The organism is Janthinobacterium sp. PC23-8 (assembly GCF_002250505.1).
Classification (GTDB): domain Bacteria; phylum Pseudomonadota; class Gammaproteobacteria; order Burkholderiales; family Burkholderiaceae_D; genus Janthinobacterium.
The window spans coordinates 170,270-185,425 of the sequence record NZ_NJGY01000001.1 but is presented as its reverse complement, the minus strand read 5'-3'; the positions used below and the strand labels follow the sequence as shown (position 1 = coordinate 185,425).

The following is a 15,156-nucleotide window of genomic DNA, read 5'->3' as shown; positions in this document are numbered from 1 at the left end:
GCTCAGACGTCGATCGCCTTGTCGGACTGCATGCGCTTGCGCAGTTCGAATTTCTGGATCTTGCCGGTCGAGGTGCGGGGCAGGGGGCCAAAATAGATCGCTTTCGGCACCTTGAAGCCGGCCAGGTTATTTTTGCAAAAGGCGATCAGTTCGGCTTCCGTCACGCTGGCGCCTTCGCGCAGTTCGACAAACGCGCAGGGCGTCTCGCCCCATTTTTCGTCGGGCTGGGCAATCACGGCGGCGGCCAGCACCTGCGGGTGATGGTAGAGCGCGTCTTCGACTTCCACGCTGGAGATGTTTTCACCGCCGGAAATAATGATGTCCTTGCTGCGATCCTTGAGCTTGATATAGCCGTCCGGATAGCGCACGCCCAGGTCGCCCGTATGGAACCAGCCGCCGGCAAACGCCTCCTGCGTGGCTTTTTCGTTTTTCAGGTAGCCCTTCATGCAGATGTTCCCCCGGAACATGATCTCGCCGACCTGCTCGCCGTCAGGCGCGACTGCCAGCATGGTCTCCGGGTCGATCACCGCCACCTCGCTTTGCAGGTGGTAGCGCACGCCCTGGCGTGACTTCATGACGGCGCGCTCCTCCGGCGACAGCACTGCCCATTCCTCCTGCTCGGCGCAGATGGCGGCCGGCCCATACACTTCCGTCAGCCCGTATGAATGGATCAGGTCAAAGCCCATTGCCTCGATGCGCGCCACCATGGCCGCCGGCGGCGGTGCGCCGGCCACCATGCCGCGCACGGTCCAGTCTATGCCGTCGCGCCAGCCGGCCGGCGCATTGGCCAGCGCCGCATGCACGATGGGTGCGGCGCAGTAATGCGTGACGCGCAGCTCGCGCATCAGGTCGAATACCAGCTTCGGTTCGAACTTGCGCAGGCAGACGTTGACGCCGGCGCGCGCGGCGATGGTCCACGGAAAGCACCAGCCATTGCAATGGAACATCGGCAAGGTCCACAGATAGACGGCGTGCTTGGGCATGTCCCACTCCAGAATATTCGACAGCGCGTTGAGCGCCGCGCCCCGGTGGTGGTAGACCACGCCTTTCGGGTCGCCCGTGGTGCCGGACGTGTAGTTGAGGGCGATCGCATCCCATTCGTCGGCTGGACCCTGCCATGCATATTCGGGGTCGCCGCTGGCCAGCAGGCTTTCGTAGTCGAGCTCGGCAAATTGTTCCACTTGCGGCCCCAGCACGTCATTGACCTGGATCACGCGCAGCCCGGGAATCTGCGCGGCCATCTGGCGCGCCAGCTCGGCAAATTCCGTATCGGCCAGCAAGACCTTGGCCTGGCCGTGGCGCAGCATGAAGGTCAGCGAGGCCAGGTCGAGGCGAATGTTCAGGGCATTGAGGACGGCGCCGGCCATGGGCACGCCAAAGCTCGCTTCCACCATGGCCGGGGTATTGGGCAGCATCACGGCCACCGTGTCGCCCACGCCCACGCCCAGTTTCGTCAAGCTTGATGCCAGCCGGCGCGTGCGTGCATAGGTGTCGCGCCAGTTCTGGCGCACGCTGCCATGTGCAATGGCCAGGCGATTGCCATATACTTCGGCTGCCCTGACAATATAGTCGAGCGGGGTGAGGGTGGCATAATTGGCGCTGTTCTTGCCCAGGCCGGTATTGAAATCGGGTGTCATGGTGGGTCTCCTGATAGAAAAACTGCTGCTCCCTGTGGGCGGGACTGATGCTCGCCAGCATAGCACCGCTGCCGGAAAAGCAATGTCGCCTTAGTGACAACTGCGTAACAACGGCGACGATCACTGACAAGGATGGAATGGATCACGATTTGCCCGAACTTGACAGCCACGACTGGTTCACGGCGCTTGACGCCAGCCACCAGGCATTGCTGCGCGCCGGCAGCGAATTGCGCCAGTTCGAGGCGGGCGCCTGTGTGACGCGCCGCGGCGAGCCGTCGCAGCACTGGATCGGCGTGCACGCGGGCCTGATCAAGCTGGCCGTGTACAACGCCGATGGCCGCGGCGCCACGTTTTCCGGCGTGCCGGCCGGTGGCTGGTGTGGCGAAGGCAGCGTGCTCAAGCGTGAGTTGCGCCGCTACGACGTGGTGGCCGTGCGCGCCTCCAGCGTGCTGCTGGTGCCGGCCGAACTGTTCCATCGCCTGCTGGCCGAAAGCCTCTCGTTCAATGCCTATGTGATCCGCCAGCTCAACGAGCGCATGGGCCAGTTCATCGCCACCATCCAGAACCAGCGCCTGCTGGACGTCGACGCGCAGGTGGCGCAGGCGATCGCGCAGCTGTTCCATCCGATGCTCTATCCGCGCACTTCCAGGGTGCTTGCGCTGTCGCAGGAAGAAATCGGCATGCTGACCGGGATTTCACGCCAGCGCGTCAATCTGGCGCTGGGCCGGCTGGCCGAACTGGGCCTGATCAGCATCGCCTGGCAAGCGATCCGCGTGGTCGACCTCGACGGTTTGCGCCATTATGGCGTGGCGTCGCTGTGATGACAGACCTGGCGGGCGATGCATGGCATGCTGGCCGTTTTTGCTGGTAAGGCGAGCTGACCCATGGCCCTGGTTTCCGATTCTCCCCAACATCTGCTGGGCCTGCGTTTTCCGCTGCGCCTGCGCGTCACCGTGCGCCAGGGCTTTGTGACCTTGCACAATGAAATCGCCACCAAAAAACTGGGCAGTGGCGACAGCTTTGTCGTGCCCGCCTTCTTGCGCTTTGCCTGCGACGTGATGCCGGGGCGGGGCAAGCCGGCCGTGTTCAGTCTGGCGCTGGAAGAGGACGAGCAGCGGGACGAAGAGCGGGACGAGCCACGGGCCTCCGACGGTAGCGGCAAACGCTGGAGCCGCGCGCTGGCGCGGCATATTTTCCAGTTTCCGCAAGACCGGTGGACTGCCGTTCGCCTGGCCGCGCTGTGGCAGGTGACGCCGCACAAGGCGCGCTCGCGCCTGTTTGCCGAAGGCGAAGCCTTGACCAGCCTGGTGCGCGAGCAGCGCCTCGCGCACGCTCTGCATACGGCCGCGCAAGCTGGCCTGGACGATGCGCGCGGGCTGGCGGAGGTGGCGGCCGGTTCCGGCTTTGCCTCGGTGCCCGCGTTTTGCGACGCCTGTACCGATGTGGCCGGCGTGCGCCCCAGCCTGTTCCTGCGCGCGCCGATCCCGCCAGGCGATACTCCGTTATAATCGCGGCATGGGACATTTTTTACAGCGCAAGCAGTGGAGTCTGTGGTTCGCCTGCCTGGCGCTGCTGCTCAATGCCCTGTTGCCCTCGCTGTCCCATGCGTTTGCCGTTCAACAGGGCAATGCCGCCATCGACATCTGCTCGGCCAGCGGCGCCGTCTACACCCAGGCCGACCTGGCGCCCCTGTCCGGTTCCAGGCCAGAGGCCCAAGCTGGCCAACATTGTTTGTACTGCATGCACCATGCGGGCAGCCTGGCCTTGCCGCCATCGCCGCCGCCGCTGGTGGCCGTGATCAAGGGCCACGACCAGTATCGGCCGCTGTTCCACCCGGTGCCGCAGCCGCAGTTCGCCTGGCGTGGCGCGCGTCCGCGCGGCCCCCCTGGCCCCGCCTGAGTTCCTGTCTTTCCTGCCGCTACGCGGCACCATTTACGCACTACTGCGCCCATCGGGCCTGAAATCATATGAAACGTCGCTTATTCCTTCTCGCCGGTACGGCGGGAGTGCTGACGCTTGCCGCCTGTGGCAAGCCGGAACCCAAACCCCATTACAACGGCATCGACCTGACCGGCGGCGATTACAAGCCCGATTTCAAGTTGAGCGGCCCCGACGGCAGGGTGTATACCCTGGCCGATTTCAAGGGCAAGTATGTGATGGTCTTCTTCGGCTTCACGCAATGCCCGGATGTCTGTCCGACAGCCTTGTCGCGCGCCGTTGAGATCCGCAACAAGCTGGGCACTGGCGCCGACAAGCTGCAGGTGATCTTTATCAGCATCGATCCCGAGCGCGATACGGCGGCCTTGCTGGGCGAATACATGCGCGCCTTCGACCCCGGCTTCCTGGGCCTGCGCACCGACCCGCAAGCCACGGCCCAGACCGCCTTCAACTACAAGGTGTTCTACCGCCGCGTGCCCAGCGGCAGTTCCTACACCATGGACCATACGGCCATCAGCTATGTGCTCGACACGCAAGGGCGCATGCGCCTGGGCCTCAAGCACCAGTTGACGGCCGACGAATGTGCGCAGGACATCAAGACCCTGATGACCGCCAAATACACTTTATAACCAGGAGGATCTCACCATGTTGCATCTGAAAACCGTTGTTGCCGCCACCCTGGCCGTGCTGTCCTTCTCCGCCGCCGCCCAAAGCGCGGTGACCGTGACCGAACCGTGGGTACGCGCCACCGTGGCGCAGCAAAAAGCCACCGGCGCCTTCATGCAGATCACGGCACCCAAAGCCATGCGCCTGGTCGAAGTGCGCTCGCCGGTGGCCGGCGTGGCCGAAATCCATGAAATGAGCATGAGCGACAATATGATGCGCATGCGCCAGGTCAAGGAACTCGCGCTGCCGGCCGGCAAGGTCGTCGAACTGAAACCGGGCGGCTACCATGTGATGCTGCTCAACCTGAAGGGCCAGGTGAAGGCGGGCGACAAGGTGCCGCTGACGCTGGTGCTCGAAGGCGACGACAAGAAACGCGAAACCGTCGAAGTCAGTGCGGTGGCGCGCCCGCTCGGTAGCGCGCCGGCGCATTCAATGCAGCACTGAGCATTGCTTCTCTTGAAACCCGGTGCGCCGGGTTTTTTCAGGCCTGCTTGAAAATTAAACAGTTGTTTGATATGATATCAAACAACTGTTTAATTCATTTATAAATCATGACCCTCAACAACCCTGCCGAAGCGGCTGGCGAATCCGCGCGTACGCGCATCTTGCAAACAGCGGCCGAGCTGTTTGCCGAGCATGGCTATGCCAGCACCTCCGTACGCAAGATTTGCGAGACGGCCCAGGTCAACGTGGCGATGGTCAATTACTATTTCCATAGCAAGGAAGAGCTGCATCTGGCCGCCTTCGACCATGCGCATGAGCTGGCCAATGCGTCGGCTCCGGCCGTGGCGGCGGCCAGCGCAGCGGCCCGGATGGCGCCCGTCGAACAGTTGCGCCTGGCCATCGAGGCGCTGGTGTCCGACATGCTGCGCAGCGGGCCGGCCTCGCTGTTCAGCCGGCTGGTGGCGCGCGAGCTGATCGAGCCGACCGCCGCCATGCACAAACTGGTCGAGCGCCATGTGCGGCCCCAGCAGACGCTGTTTACCGCCCTGATCCGTGGCGTGGTCGGACCGGCCATGCCGGACCAGATAGTACAGAAATGCGTGTTCAGCGTGGTCGGCCAGGCCGTGTTCTATGCGCGCTCGCGCGTCGTGCATGCGCTGGTGGCGCCCGAGCTCACCTACGACCAGGCCGGCATTGCCGCCATTGCCAGCCATGTGGCGCAGTTTTCGCTGGCCGCGCTGGCCGGCATGCGGGCACAATACCCGGCAGAGGTGGCCGCATGAAGGCGCGCAACCTCACCCTGCTGCTGGCCGGCCTGTCCATGCTGGGCCCGTTTGCCACCGATACCTTCCTGCCGTCCTTCCCGGCGATCGCCACCCATTTCGATGTCGGCAGCGTGCTGGTGCAGCAGACCCTGAGCGTCTACCTGGCGGCCTACGCCTTCATGTCCTTGTTCTACGGTACCTTGTCCGATTCGTTCGGCCGCCGTCCGGTGATCCTTGGCGCGCTGCTGATCTTTGCCATCGGCTCGATCGGCGCCGCCTTTGCGCCCAGTTTTGGCTGGCTGCTGTTCTTTCGCGGCATGCAGGGCGCCTCGGCCGGTACGGGCAGGGTGATCGGCCAGGCCATCGTGCGCGACACCTTGTCCGGCGCGGCCGCACAAAAGATGCTGGCCAATATCATGATGGTGTTCAGCATCGCACCGGCCATCGCGCCCGTTATCGGCGGCTGGCTGCACGTCGCCTTTGGCTGGCAGTCGACGTTTGTGTTCACCTTTGCCGTCACCGTGCTGCTGATACTGGCCTGCTGGAAAGGTTTGCCGGAAAGCTTGCCGGCCGACCAGCGCCAGCCGTTTCATCCAGGCACCATCGCCGCCAATTACTGGCAGGCGCTGCGCCACCCCGTTTTCCTGCTGCGTTCCCTGGCCGTGGCCTTCGCCTTTGGCGGCTTCGCCCTGTATATCGCCTCGGCGCCGCATTTCATCCTGGACTTGCTGGGCTTGCCCGAAACGGCTTTCGGCTGGATGTTCGTGCCGATGGTGGCTGGCCTGGTGCTGGGCTCGGCGCTGTCGGGCAAGCTGGCCCATAGCGTACCCGGCGCCACGCTGGTGCGCTGGGGCTTGCTGGTGATGGCGGCCACGGCTGTTCTGAACATGGCCTACAACCACTGGTGTGTCGCCAGCCTGCCGTTCGCCGTGGCGCCGGTGGCGCTGTATGCGTTCGGCATGTCGCTGGCCCTGCCGGGCATGACCATGTCGACCCTGGACATCTTTCCGCAAATGCGCGGCCTGGCCGCCTCCTTGCAGAGCTTTGTGCAAATGGTGCTGTTTGCGCTGGTGTCCGGCTTTGTCGCGCCGCTGCTGTTCGACAGCGGCTTCAAGCTGGCGTTGGGGCAGGCTGCGGCCGTCGTGCTGACCGGCGTCTTCTGGTGGCTGGGCACACGACAAGCGGTTGAACAAGACATGGGGACGACTGTCAACAACAACTAATCGTCGGGCATGCTTTCTGCTTTGTTACACTATCGCTATCGGCCGCCTTCATGGGGCCAGGCAACTTTGTCACTTTATGGGCAGATCCATGCACCTTATCAACTCCAGTCTGAACCACGCCCTGCGCGTGCCGCTGGCCGCGGAAATCCATTCGCGGCCATTTTTGCAACTCGATGCACCGGAACTGATCACCCACCTGGCCGTCTACAGCAATGACGCGCATGATACGGGCAGGTCGAACATGCAGGCCCAGCACGCCACGCTGGCGGCGCTGTGCACGCATTTCGGTGTTACCGGCCCCAGCGGTGAAGCGAAGTATTTTTATTATGACTTCGGCCGCTTCCGCCTGAAATGGGAATGCCATACGGAATTTGCCACCTTCACCTTTGCCGAGCATCCCGACGCCCCGGTGCCGCTGGAACAGGCCTTCGAGCGCATGCCGTTGGAGCAATTGCCGCAGCAGTGGCTGGCCGGCCTGAAAGGCAAGCTGATGGTGGCGGCCCACGTGGTGCTCGAGCGCGCCGTGGAGCCGGCCGATACCTATATGCAGGGACTGTCGCGCGTGTTCGAAGGCAATACCCTGGTCGGCAGCGAAGTGCTGCAGGGCGGCGAGTTATGGACCGATTTCACCATCCAGTCCGACGGCTTCAGCCGCTTCATTATCCGCGACGCCGGCATGCGTTCGCAGCAGTCGGGCCGCCTGGTGCAGCGGGTGCTGGAAATCGAAACCTACCGCATGTTTGCCTTGCTGGGCCTGCCTTATGCCATGCAGGCCGCGCCGTCCTTGAGCGCGATCGAGAACGAACTGGCCACCCTGGCCGCCGCCATGGTCGAGACCGACAATGCGCGCGGCGATGACGGCGCCTCCGAGCAGGCCTTGCTCGATCGCATCACGCGCCTGGCGGCCCGCATCGAAAAACTCTCGCTCGACAATAGTTACCGTTTTTCCGCTTCCAAAGCCTACATGGGCCTGGTGCGCGCCCGTATCGAAGAGCTGCGCGAGGTGCGCATCGAAGGCATTCCGACGGTCGAGGAATTCATGGACCGCCGCCTGACGCCGGCCATGAATACCTGCGCCGCCATGGCCAGCCGCCAGGAAGCGATGGCCCAGCGCATCGCCAATACCAACGACTTGCTGCGCACCCGCGTCGGCATCGTGCAGGAACTGCAGAACCGGCAGATCCTGCAGTCGATGAACGCACGCGCCGCCCAGCAATTGCAGTTGCAACAGGCGGTCGAAGGCTTGTCGGTGGCGGCCATTTCCTACTATGTGATCGGGCTGTTCAGCTACACGGGCAAGGCGGCCAAGGTGATGGGCCTGCCGGTCAACCCGGAAATACTGGTCGGCGCGCTGGTGCCGTTCGTGGCGGCCGGCGTGTGGCTGGGGCTGCGGCGCATGCATCACAAGCTGCATGTGGACTGAGTGGGATAAAACTAGCTAGAAATAAAGTTCTAGACATAAAGTTCTAGTGTGCGTATATTGGCGTCATGTCAAAAAATACCACACTTCCAAGCCCCACCGCCGCCGAACTGGACCTGCTGCGCATCCTGTGGCAGCACGGTCCGCTCGATGCCCGCAGCGTCTACGATGCCCTGGCGGCCGAGCGCGCCGACGCCAGCTACGCCACCGTGCTGCGCCAGTTGCAGCTGATGCATGGCAAAGGCCTGCTGAGCCGTGATGAAAGCCAGCGGCCGCAGCGCTATGCGGCCGCCGAAGCGCAGGAAAAATTGCAGACCAGCCTGCTCAAGGATCTGATCGGCAAGGTGTTTGCCGGCTCCGGCAAGGCGCTGGTACTGACCGCCTTGCGCGAGCATGTGAGCGAGGCCGAACGCCTGGAAATTGAAAAAATCCTTGGCCGCAAAGACGGCAGGCAGCCATGACCCCCAGCCTGGTGATTGCCGCGCTGGGCTGGGCCTTGCTGTATGTCCTCTGGCAGGCGCTGCTGCTCGGTGCGGGCACTGCCGCCGCCTTGTGGCTGCTGCGCGGCGTTGATGCCCGGGCGCGCTATGCCGTCTGTGCATGCGCGCTGCTGCTGTGCCTGTGTATTCCCGTTGCGCACCTGCTGTATCTGCTGGCGCAGTCCGCGCCAAGCCCGTCAATTGCCGTACCGCCCGCCGCCGCGCTGCAAGCCTGGATGCCGTCGCTGGTGCTGGCCTGGAGCGCCGGCGTCGCCCTGATGAGTTTGCGCTTGCTGCTGGGCCTGGCCTGGGTGGGCAGGCTGCGCCGTCAGGCCGTGGCCGCGCCCAGCGATTGGCAGGCGCGGCTGGACGCGCTGGCGCTGCGCATGGGCTTGCAAACGTCGGTTCCACTCAGGCTGCATCACGCGCTGGCCAGCCCCGTCACCGTAGGCTTTGTCCGTCCCATTGTTTTGCTGCCTGCGTCCTTGCTGAGCGGCATGCCGGTGCCGCTGCTCGAAGCCCTGCTGGCGCATGAACTGGCGCACGTGCGGCGCTGGGATTATCTGGTCAACCTGCTGCAAAGCGTGGCCGAGGCGCTGCTGTTTTTTCACCCCGTGGTCTGGTGGCTGTCGGCACGCATGCGCGCCGAGCGCGAACTGGTGGCCGACGCGCTGGCGGCGCAGGCGCTGATCGACCCGCAGCAACTGGCCAGCGCCTTGTATGAGCTGTCTTTGCAGACGGCGGCGCTGCGCCAGCCGGGCCTGCTGGTGGCGGCACGCGGCGGCGCCTTGCTTGCGCGCATACAGTTGCTGATGGCGCCCGCACCCCTGGCTGGCCAGGCCGGCTGGAAGATGGCCGTGCCCGCCTTGCTGCTGGCCGGCGCCACCTTGCTGATGCAAACGCATGGGCAATCCTTGCCGAATGCACCCAGAATTGCAGAGGCTGCTTCCAGCCTGCTGGCCTTGCCCGTCAACGCCCGCCATATGCTGGTGTTCGACGAAGACGCGGGCAAGGTGCTGATGGCAAAAGACGCCGACGCCATCGTACCGATCGCCTCGATCACCAAGCTGATGACGGCCATGGTGGTGCTCGACGCCAGGCTCGATCCCGACGAAACGCTGCGCATCGTGCGCGCCGACGGCGAGACTAGCCAGCGCCGCAGCCTGCTGGCCGATGGTGTACTGGTGCCGCGCACGCTGCTGTTGCAGCTGGCGCTGCTGCCTTCCGAAAACCGCGCCGCCGCCGCCCTGGCGCGCACCTATCCCGGCGGCCGCGCGGCGTTTGACAAAGCCCTGCAGGCGAAGATCCGCAGCCTGGGTCTGACGCGCACCACCTTGAGCGACCCGGTCGGACGCGCGCCGTCCAATACCTCGACCGCCACCGATGTGGCCCGCATCGTGGCAGCCGCCGCGCGCTATCCCGAGATCGCCCGCATCACCACGGCCGCGCAGGCCAGCGTGGCCGTCGCCGGCAAGACACGCACCTTGCACAATACCAATGCGCTGGTCGGCGGCCAGGGCTGGGATATTTTATTGTCCAAGACCGGCAGCAGCAAGGAGGCCGGCAGTTGCCTGACCATGCGCATAAGGAGCGGCGGCAAGCACCTCACCGTGGTGCTGCTCGATGCCGATGGGGCCGAGCGGCGCGGCCTCGACGCGGCCCGCATCCGCAGCGCGCTGGCCGGATCTACCCATTTTTAACCGTGGAGAAAAACAATGACGAGCTTGGCGAAACTGATGATGGTAGTGGCGATGACGGCAGCAGCGGCAGCGGCAGGCAGGGCGCAGGCGCACGACGCCGCCGTGGACTGCGACGACTGCCAGGCGTGGAATGCACGCGTCAAACCCTTCAACATTTATGGCAATACCTGGTATGTGGGCGTGGCGGGCCTGTCCGCCGTGCTGGTCGCCAGCGAGGGCGGCCATATCCTGCTCGACGGCGCGCTGCCGCAATCGGCACCATTGATTGCCGCCAATATCGAGTCGCTGGGTTTCAGCATGAAAGACGTCAAGCTGATCCTCAATTCGCACGCGCACTGGGACCATGCGGGCGGCATTGCGGCCCTTGCTCGCGCCAGCGGCGCCACCGTGGTGGCCAGCGCCTCGGGCGCGAAAGTACTGCAAAGCGGCACCAATGGCAAAGATGATCCGCAATACCAGGCCAAGCCCGTGGTGCACGTAGAGAAAGTGGACAAGGTCACGGTGGTGAAAGAGGGCGATGTCGTCAAGCTGGGCCAGCTGGCGCTCACCGCGCACATGACGCCAGGCCATACGCCGGGCGGCACCACCTGGACCTGGACCTCGTGCGAAGACCAGCGCTGCGTCAATATCGTCTACGCCGACAGCCTGAACGCCTATTCCAGCGGCGACTTCAGGTTCACCGGCAATGGCAGGGGAAAGCAAAACACCCCCGATATCTCGGCCTCGTTCCAGGCCAGCATCGCCAAGGTCGCCGCTTTGCCCTGCGATATCATTATTCCCGTCCATCCCGGCATGACTGGCTTGGTGGAAAAAGCCGCCCAGCGCAGCGGCGATCACAATCCTTTTATTGACAGCAACAGCTGCCGTGCCTATGCGGAGAAGGCTGGAAGATTGCTGGCCAAGCGGCTGGCCAGCGAGCGTGGTTGATCCGGGAGGAACCGTTACCGCACCGCTTTTTGCAGCTCTGCCGGCAGTTGATACACGGGGCAGTACTGGTAAGCCGTGCGGTCGCCCTTGATCACCTGCGTAAAGTTCAAGGCGTCCAGCACCACGATCTGCTGGCGCTCGATGACGCGTGGTGCGGGACCGGCGCCGGCGTCGATGCAGCTCTGGTCAACCGTATAGATGCTGCTGCCGCGTTTGTGGCTGCGCACGGTGGCCTTGCAGGCGCGCGTGTGGGCGGTGGACAAGCCCTTGCCATCGTACTGGCGGATGGCGGCGTTGGCCGGTGCGCCGCAGTCGCTACCCTTGGCAACGTAAATGCCGGGCTTTAGCTGGTAGACGCCGCCCGGTTTCGGCGACGTATCGGCACTGGCCAGGGCAACGGATGAGACCCCCAGCGTCATGACCAGTATGGCGATAGTGTGGATGCTGCGTGTGTTCACTGCGACTCCTTGTAATTCAACGATGCCGATTCTACGACAGGCCAGGCGCAGGCCCCGTTTCGCATGCCGCAGCTCGGCGTGGCGCGATACAAAAAGATGTGTTTCCCCTTTAATGAGAAACAATTATCAATTACAATGCAAGCCTATTGCATTTACTTGACTCGCTTCCAGGAAACCCGAAACCCATGTCCCGCTACTTACGCCGTCCCGCTGCCTTGCTCCTGGCCGCCGCCAGCCCCCTGGCGTTCGCCGCCGATCCCCTGCCTTATACCGACACTGACACCGACACCACCGGCCACAGCCATATACCGGACGTGGTGAACGTGAAAGGCGAGCGCCAGCATTACCGCAGCCTGTCGGCCACGGGCGCCACCAAGACCGACGCCCTGCTGATGGACTTGCCGCAAAGCGTGCGCGTGCTGACCGGCGACTTGCTGCGCGATACGGGTGTCACGACCCTGGCCGGCGCGCTGGAATTGTCGAGCGGCATTGCCAAGCAAAGCCCGCTGGGCGGCCTGTGGGACAGCTATGCCATGCGCGGCTTCACGGGCGACCCGAATTTCGGTTCCGACTATATGGTCAACGGTTTCAGTTCCAGCCGTGGCTACAACGGCATGCGCGATGCGGCCAATACCCAGAACGTGGAAGTGCTCAAGGGCCCGGCGTCGGCCCTGTATGGCCGGGGCGAGCCGGGCGGCACTGTCAATATCACCACCAGGAAGCCGAAATTCGCGCCCGAGTACAGCGCTGACTTTTCGCTGGGCAGCTTCAACATGAAGCGCGCCGCCGTCGACCTGACCGGCCCACTGAGCGACAATTTTGCCTGGCGCCTGAACGCCGCGCATGAACAGGGCGACAGCTTCCGCGACACCTTGAAAGTCGAGCGCAGCCTGTTCTCTCCATCGTTCATCTGGCTGCTGGGCGACCATACCACCGTGTCCTACGAGATCGAAGCGGTGCGCCAGCGCACGCCGTTCGACCGGGGCGTGCTGGCCGTCAATGGCCAGCTGGGCGCGCTGCCGGTGTCGCGCTTCCTCGGTGAGCCCAATGATGGCCCGATGACGGTCAAGTCGCTGGGCCAGCAGCTGTTTATCCACCATGACCTGTCGGACCAGTGGATCTTGCAGGCCGGGTTGTCGTATCGCGACAGCGAACTGAGCGGTTATTCGAGCGAGGCGAACAATCTGCTGGCCGACGGGCGCACCTTGCGCCGCCAGCGCCGCCACCGCGATTTTTCCTCGACCGATGTGTCGGGCCGGATCGAGCTGGTCGGAAAAATCAATACCGGGTCATTCAAGCATGAAGTGCTGTTTGGCCTGGACGCCTACCATTTCGACGACCACCGGGTGCAGCTGCGCCGCAATCCGTCCGCCGGCAACGCTTACGCCATCGATATTTTTGCTCCCGTATATGGCGGCGTGGCCGATCCGCTGGCGCTGTCTATCGACACCCAGGAAGGGCAGAAGGCGCACGGCCTGTATGCGCAGGACCAGATCGACCTGGGTGCGCAATGGAAGGCGCTGGTCGGCGTGCGCCACGACAGCTATGACCAGGACGTGACGAACAACCGCCTGAACGTCAGCAATCAGCAGTCGCTGTCGGCCACCAGCCCGCGCGTGGGCCTGGTCTACCAGCCGTCGACGGCCTGGTCGCTGTACGCCAGCGCGGCCAAGGGTTTCCGGCCGAACAGCGGCATCAGCATCGATAACAAGGCATTCCCGGCCGAGCAGAGCCGCTCGTATGAGGTCGGCGCGAAACTGGAAACGGGCAAGCTGACCGGCACCCTGGCCGTCTACGATATCAGCAAGCGCAATGTGCTGACCGTCAATCCGCTCAATACCGACTTTGCCGTCGCCGCTGGCGAAGTGGGTAGCCGCGGCCTGGAACTGGACGTGTCGGGTGAACTGGCGCGCGGCTTGCGCGTCTCGGCGGCCTACGCCTATACGGACGCGACCGTCACGCGCGGCGACAATGCCATCGTCACCGGCAGCCGTTTTGCCAACGTGGCGCGTCACAGCGCCAATCTCGTCGCCACCCGGCAGTTCAGCCTGGGCACGGGCACGGCCAGCTTTGGCGGCGGCCTGCAATATGTGGGCGAGCGCATGGGCGACGTGGCCGTCAGCAGCAAATTCACCTTGCCGGCCTACACCACCGCCAAGCTGCTGGCCTCGTATTCGCCGACGCCGAAACTGCGCCTGGCCCTGAACGTGGAAAACCTGTTCAATCGCAGCTACTATGCCAGTTCCTATAGCCAATTGTGGGTGGCGCCGGGGGCCGAGCGCACGGTGACCCTGAATGCACATTACCGTTTTTAATCGATGACAACCGTTACCTTGACTCCCGCCACCGCCTCGCCGGCCGCCTTGCGCGCGCGCATTGCCGTCATCGACGTGATGCGCGGCCTGGTGATGCTGATCATGCTGTTCGACCATGTGCGCGAAACCGTCTTCATGCATCACCAGGTCAGCGACCCGATGGATATTGCCGCCGTCGAACCGGCGCTGTTTTTCACGCGCACGGCGGCGCATTTCTGCGCGCCGATGTTCGTCTTCCTGACGGGCCTGTCGGCCTGGCTGTATGCGCATCCGGCCGCAGGGCCGCGCAGCGCCACCGGTTTTCTGTTCAAGCGCGGCTTGCTGCTGGTGGTGCTGGAAGTGGTGTTCGTCAATTTTGCCTGGATGGGCACGTTTACGCCCGCCATCCTGTATTTGCAGGTGATCTGGGTGATCGGCCTGTCGATGATGGCGCTGGCCCTGCTGCACAAGCTGCCCTTGAAATGGCTGGTGGCCCTGGGCGTGGCGATTATCGCCGGCCAGCATCTGCTGACCTGGCTGCATGCGCAAGAGGGCACCCTCGGCTACTACCTGCTGACGGTGCTGCTGCAGCGCGGCTACCTGGTGGCGGACGGCGCCACGAAGGTCAAGGCCAGCTACCCGCTGCTGCCCTGGATCGGCGTGATCCTGCTCGGCTACGCGGCCGGCCCCCTGTATGCGCGCGGCCGCTCGCCGCAAGCACGGCGCCGCTGGCTGCTGGCGCTGGGTGGCACCAGCCTGCTGTTGCTGGCCGTGCTGCGCGGCTTTAATCTCTACGGTGAACACCTGCCGTGGGTGGCGGGCGAGACGGCTGTGCTGACGGTGATGAGTTTCCTGAACTTTACAAAGTATCCGCCGTCGCTGGACTTTTTGCTGTTCACCCTGGGCTTCGGCATGCTGGGCATGGCCTGGCTGGAGACACTTGACAACTGGTTCGTGCGCGCCTGCGCCGTCTTTGGCGGCGCGCCGATGTTCTACTATCTGCTGCACCTGTATCTGCTGCTGATCATCGGCAGGACCTTGACGGCCGTGCTGGGCATCAACCATGGCGACCGCTACGGCGTCGAGCATGTGTGGCAGGTATGGTTGTTCGCGCTGGCCATGATGCCGCTGCTGTACTGGCCCTGCCGCGCGTTTGCCCGCTACAAGCGCAGCTCGACGCAAGCCTGGGTCCGCTATTTCTGAGGT

The 15,156-nt window shown here is 64.0% G+C and carries 15 protein-coding genes; 13 read left to right on the top strand and 2 right to left on the bottom strand.

Features of this window, described 5'->3' with window-relative positions; genetic code table 11:
• Window positions 1-2: 2 nt before the first annotated feature.
• Window positions 3-1,637: an acyl-CoA synthetase gene (locus tag CD932_RS00805; protein ID WP_094440982.1), complete on the bottom strand. Its 1,635-nt coding sequence runs from the start codon at window positions 1,635-1,637 to the stop codon at window positions 3-5.
• Window positions 1,638-1,774: 137 nt separating this feature from the next.
• Between CD932_RS00805 and CD932_RS00800 the strand changes: the two genes are divergently transcribed.
• From CD932_RS00800 to bla, 11 genes are all read left to right on the top strand, one after another.
• Window positions 1,775-2,458 (top strand): Crp/Fnr family transcriptional regulator, encoded by a 684-nt coding sequence (locus CD932_RS00800; protein ID WP_094440981.1) that lies wholly within the window; start codon window positions 1,775-1,777, stop codon window positions 2,456-2,458.
• 63 nt (window positions 2,459-2,521) lie between these two features.
• Complete coding sequence (locus CD932_RS28625) at window positions 2,522-3,145, top strand: hypothetical protein (protein WP_176460832.1); 624 nt, start codon at window positions 2,522-2,524, stop codon at window positions 3,143-3,145.
• Window positions 3,146-3,152: 7 nt separating this feature from the next.
• Window positions 3,153-3,536: a DUF2946 family protein gene (locus CD932_RS00795; protein WP_176460831.1), complete on the top strand. Its 384-nt coding sequence runs from the start codon at window positions 3,153-3,155 to the stop codon at window positions 3,534-3,536.
• Window positions 3,537-3,604: 68 nt separating this feature from the next.
• Entirely contained in the window at window positions 3,605-4,204 is a 600-nt protein-coding gene (locus tag CD932_RS00790) for an SCO family protein (protein ID WP_094440979.1), read from the top strand.
• A gap of 16 nt (window positions 4,205-4,220) precedes the next feature.
• Entirely contained in the window at window positions 4,221-4,685 is a 465-nt protein-coding gene (locus CD932_RS00785) for a copper chaperone PCu(A)C (protein ID WP_176460830.1), read from the top strand.
• Window positions 4,686-4,792: 107 nt separating this feature from the next.
• On the top strand, window positions 4,793-5,467 hold the full coding sequence (locus tag CD932_RS00780) for a CerR family C-terminal domain-containing protein (RefSeq protein ID WP_094440978.1): 675 nt from the start codon (window positions 4,793-4,795) through the stop codon (window positions 5,465-5,467).
• Window positions 5,464-6,672 carry a multidrug effflux MFS transporter gene (locus CD932_RS00775; protein WP_094440977.1) on the top strand — a complete coding sequence of 403 codons (1,209 nt, stop codon included), beginning with the start codon at window positions 5,464-5,466 and terminating at the stop codon, window positions 6,670-6,672. The genes CD932_RS00780 and CD932_RS00775 overlap by 4 nt, the downstream gene beginning before the upstream one ends.
• A gap of 88 nt (window positions 6,673-6,760) precedes the next feature.
• Entirely contained in the window at window positions 6,761-8,095 is a 1,335-nt protein-coding gene (locus tag CD932_RS00770; protein WP_094440976.1) for a DUF3422 family protein, read from the top strand.
• A 65-nt stretch (window positions 8,096-8,160) separates the two neighbouring features.
• Complete coding sequence (locus CD932_RS00765) at window positions 8,161-8,553, top strand: BlaI/MecI/CopY family transcriptional regulator (RefSeq protein WP_094440975.1); 393 nt, start codon at window positions 8,161-8,163, stop codon at window positions 8,551-8,553.
• Window positions 8,550-10,271, top strand: coding sequence for a M56 family metallopeptidase (locus CD932_RS00760; protein ID WP_094440974.1), 1,722 nt, complete (start codon window positions 8,550-8,552; stop codon window positions 10,269-10,271). Before CD932_RS00765 ends, CD932_RS00760 begins: the two co-directional genes overlap by 4 nt.
• A 15-nt stretch (window positions 10,272-10,286) precedes the next feature.
• The gene (bla, locus tag CD932_RS00755; RefSeq protein WP_094440973.1) at window positions 10,287-11,198 is read left to right on the top strand and encodes a subclass B3 metallo-beta-lactamase; all 912 of its coding nucleotides are present in this window, start codon (window positions 10,287-10,289) and stop codon (window positions 11,196-11,198) included.
• Window positions 11,199-11,212: 14 nt separating this feature from the next.
• On the opposite strand, the gene CD932_RS00750 is transcribed toward bla, so the two are convergent.
• Window positions 11,213-11,656 carry a hypothetical protein gene (locus CD932_RS00750; RefSeq protein ID WP_094440972.1) on the bottom strand — a complete coding sequence of 148 codons (444 nt, stop codon included), beginning with the start codon at window positions 11,654-11,656 and terminating at the stop codon, window positions 11,213-11,215.
• Window positions 11,657-11,841: 185 nt separating this feature from the next.
• On the opposite strand from CD932_RS00750, the gene CD932_RS00745 reads away from it, so the two are divergent.
• Complete coding sequence (locus tag CD932_RS00745; protein WP_094440971.1) at window positions 11,842-13,971, top strand: TonB-dependent siderophore receptor; 2,130 nt, start codon at window positions 11,842-11,844, stop codon at window positions 13,969-13,971.
• Window positions 13,972-13,974: 3 nt separating this feature from the next.
• Window positions 13,975-15,153, top strand: a complete 1,179-nt coding sequence (locus CD932_RS00740) for a DUF1624 domain-containing protein (RefSeq protein ID WP_094440970.1) — start codon at window positions 13,975-13,977, stop codon at window positions 15,151-15,153.
• The last annotated feature ends 3 nt before the right edge of the window (window positions 15,154-15,156 follow it).

What these genes read in the sequence shown, in the direction of transcription:
- CD932_RS00765 (WP_094440975.1), top strand. Translation starts at nt 8,161, where the DNA reads ATGTCAAAAAATACCACACTTCCAAGCCCCACCGCCGCCGAACTGGAC.
- CD932_RS28625 (WP_176460832.1), top strand. Translation starts at nt 2,522, where the DNA reads ATGGCCCTGGTTTCCGATTCTCCCCAACATCTGCTGGGCCTGCGTTTT.
- CD932_RS00780 (WP_094440978.1), top strand. Translation starts at nt 4,793, where the DNA reads ATGACCCTCAACAACCCTGCCGAAGCGGCTGGCGAATCCGCGCGTACG.
- CD932_RS00805 (WP_094440982.1), bottom strand. Translation starts at nt 1,637, where the DNA reads ATGACACCCGATTTCAATACCGGCCTGGGCAAGAACAGCGCCAATTAT.
- CD932_RS00785 (WP_176460830.1), top strand. Translation starts at nt 4,221, where the DNA reads ATGTTGCATCTGAAAACCGTTGTTGCCGCCACCCTGGCCGTGCTGTCC.
- bla (WP_094440973.1), top strand. Translation starts at nt 10,287, where the DNA reads ATGACGAGCTTGGCGAAACTGATGATGGTAGTGGCGATGACGGCAGCA.
- CD932_RS00770 (WP_094440976.1), top strand. Translation starts at nt 6,761, where the DNA reads ATGCACCTTATCAACTCCAGTCTGAACCACGCCCTGCGCGTGCCGCTG.
- CD932_RS00790 (WP_094440979.1), top strand. Translation starts at nt 3,605, where the DNA reads ATGAAACGTCGCTTATTCCTTCTCGCCGGTACGGCGGGAGTGCTGACG.
- CD932_RS00760 (WP_094440974.1), top strand. Translation starts at nt 8,550, where the DNA reads ATGACCCCCAGCCTGGTGATTGCCGCGCTGGGCTGGGCCTTGCTGTAT.
- CD932_RS00800 (WP_094440981.1), top strand. Translation starts at nt 1,775, where the DNA reads ATGGATCACGATTTGCCCGAACTTGACAGCCACGACTGGTTCACGGCG.
- CD932_RS00775 (WP_094440977.1), top strand. Translation starts at nt 5,464, where the DNA reads ATGAAGGCGCGCAACCTCACCCTGCTGCTGGCCGGCCTGTCCATGCTG.
- CD932_RS00740 (WP_094440970.1), top strand. Translation starts at nt 13,975, where the DNA reads ATGACAACCGTTACCTTGACTCCCGCCACCGCCTCGCCGGCCGCCTTG.
- CD932_RS00745 (WP_094440971.1), top strand. Translation starts at nt 11,842, where the DNA reads ATGTCCCGCTACTTACGCCGTCCCGCTGCCTTGCTCCTGGCCGCCGCC.
- CD932_RS00795 (WP_176460831.1), top strand. Translation starts at nt 3,153, where the DNA reads ATGGGACATTTTTTACAGCGCAAGCAGTGGAGTCTGTGGTTCGCCTGC.